At 40.2% G+C, this 1,586-nt stretch carries 2 protein-coding genes and 2 pseudogenes; 2 read left to right on the top strand and 2 right to left on the bottom strand.

Features of this window, described 5'->3' with window-relative positions:
- Positions 1-178, top strand: a pseudogene (locus L1D55_RS27215) (IS5/IS1182 family transposase); the annotation flags it as partial.
- A 186-nt stretch (positions 179-364) separates the two neighbouring features.
- On the opposite strand, the gene L1D55_RS27785 reads toward L1D55_RS27215, so the two are convergent.
- Both L1D55_RS27785 and L1D55_RS27210 read right to left on the bottom strand, forming a co-directional pair.
- Entirely contained in the window at positions 365-556 is a 192-nt protein-coding gene (locus L1D55_RS27785) for a hypothetical protein (RefSeq protein ID WP_080566563.1), read from the bottom strand.
- Positions 557-722: 166 nt separating this feature from the next.
- Positions 723-1,193 carry a GNAT family N-acetyltransferase gene (locus tag L1D55_RS27210; RefSeq protein ID WP_239919507.1) on the bottom strand — a complete coding sequence of 157 codons (471 nt, stop codon included), beginning with the start codon at positions 1,191-1,193 and terminating at the stop codon, positions 723-725.
- A 193-nt stretch (positions 1,194-1,386) separates the two neighbouring features.
- Here L1D55_RS27210 and L1D55_RS27205 point away from each other — a divergent pair.
- A pseudogene (locus L1D55_RS27205) lies at positions 1,387-1,586 on the top strand (transposase); the annotation flags it as partial.

Below are 1,586 nucleotides of genomic sequence, written 5' to 3'. Positions count from 1 at the left end.
GTATGGATACCACAAGCGTTCACTCTCAGAAACAGCGATGTATCGAGTTAAACAGTTGCTAGGAGGGAAACTGAGCTTAAGAAATTACAATGCCCAGGTGGGTGAAACTTACGCGATGATAAAAGCGTTGAACAAGCTTACTAGGTTAGGTATGCCTAAAACCTGTCGTATTGACTAAGAAATACGCGAAACGGGTTGGCTCTATATCTAAATTTAATTACGCAACAAAGCCCTCACTCTTTTCAATCGAACCGAATAGTACATTGAAATTAAAGAGGAAATCTTAGGGAACTTGTAAAAACGTCATCAACATCTGTCCCATAATTGAGACTTAGAGGAGATTTTTTACAATCATTTTCGAGATTTATTCTTTGGCATTCTCATATTTATGACCGAATAAACAAAGGAATGAATTGATGACAAAAGAAAAGAAAGAAATAACCACGACGAAAAGCGGAAACAACCCAGAGACCCCAGCTTGCAGGGCTAACACTCCGATTGCAAAAGAAAACATCGACACTAATGTATATATTTTTAATCTACTCACATGACTCATGAACAACACTCCTTGTATTCATTCAATCTTTAAGATTAGACAAATTGGCTAGCACACAATTTGAACTCATCGACAATATCAGTAGATCAGCAAAATTTACCCTTAAAAAGGTTTAATAATCCTTTTAGGTCTGTTCCTCTTCACAATCTTCGCTCTTAACGTAAGCCTAATTGTCGACAACCTTTTCCATCACGAAATTCGTCAGCGTTACTCCACGCATATCGACTTGCTGATCATTCACTACTTTAAAACCCATACGCTCATAAAATGGCCTCGCGGTGATACTTACCTCTGAGAAGTATCTTGATACCCCACGAATTTGCCCAATCGTGAATACATGCTCCATCAACGCTCGGCCAACACCTCGCCCCTGATATTCATGATGGCAAAAAAAATGGTCGACTAAACCACTTGGCTGTAGGTCAGTATAGCCAACAATATGACCATCTAACTCAGCGACAAAAGGTTTTAACCCGTCTATACGCTTTTGCCATAACGCAAAGTCAAAACCACTTGGTGCCCAAGCCTCTACCTGCTCTTGAGAATAGTCTCGTATGTTCACGTTGCGAACTGTGTAGAAAAAGATCTCCCATAGCGCTTTAGCATCACTTTCTTGATAATTTCGAATTCTAACCACACTCTCTTCCTTTGGTCGCTTTTAGATTCTAACTATTGGATTTGTTACTCTAGAGTCTCGTATCAGTTAATACATAGCTGTATTAGGACACTCACTGTTCCCGTTAAAGGATACGTGTCACTGATGGGTACTGATCCGCCCCAGCAGTTTTGGACACTGAGTTAAGTGAGTACAATCACTAACGAGGTGAACAATGACAACTAAGAAAACTAGAATTAAACATTCCCCTGAATTTAAAGCAGAAGCCCTGAAGTTAGCAGATAAAGTGGGAGTAGCTGCGACAGCAAGACAGCTTTCTTTACATGAATCTCAAATCTACGGGTGGCGAAAGAACTCGAAGAAAGGAACTCGAAGAAAGACACCAGTACTAGTCAACGAGAGCAAGAACTAGCC

The sequence above is a fragment of the Vibrio sp. Isolate22 genome (assembly GCF_022398115.1).
Classification (GTDB): domain Bacteria; phylum Pseudomonadota; class Gammaproteobacteria; order Enterobacterales; family Vibrionaceae; genus Vibrio.
The sequence above is the reverse complement of the archived record's forward strand: the minus strand, read 5'-3'. Positions and strand labels throughout refer to the sequence as shown.

What these genes read in the sequence shown, in the direction of transcription:
- L1D55_RS27785 (WP_080566563.1), bottom strand. Translation starts at nt 556, where the DNA reads ATGAGTCATGTGAGTAGATTAAAAATATATACATTAGTGTCGATGTTT.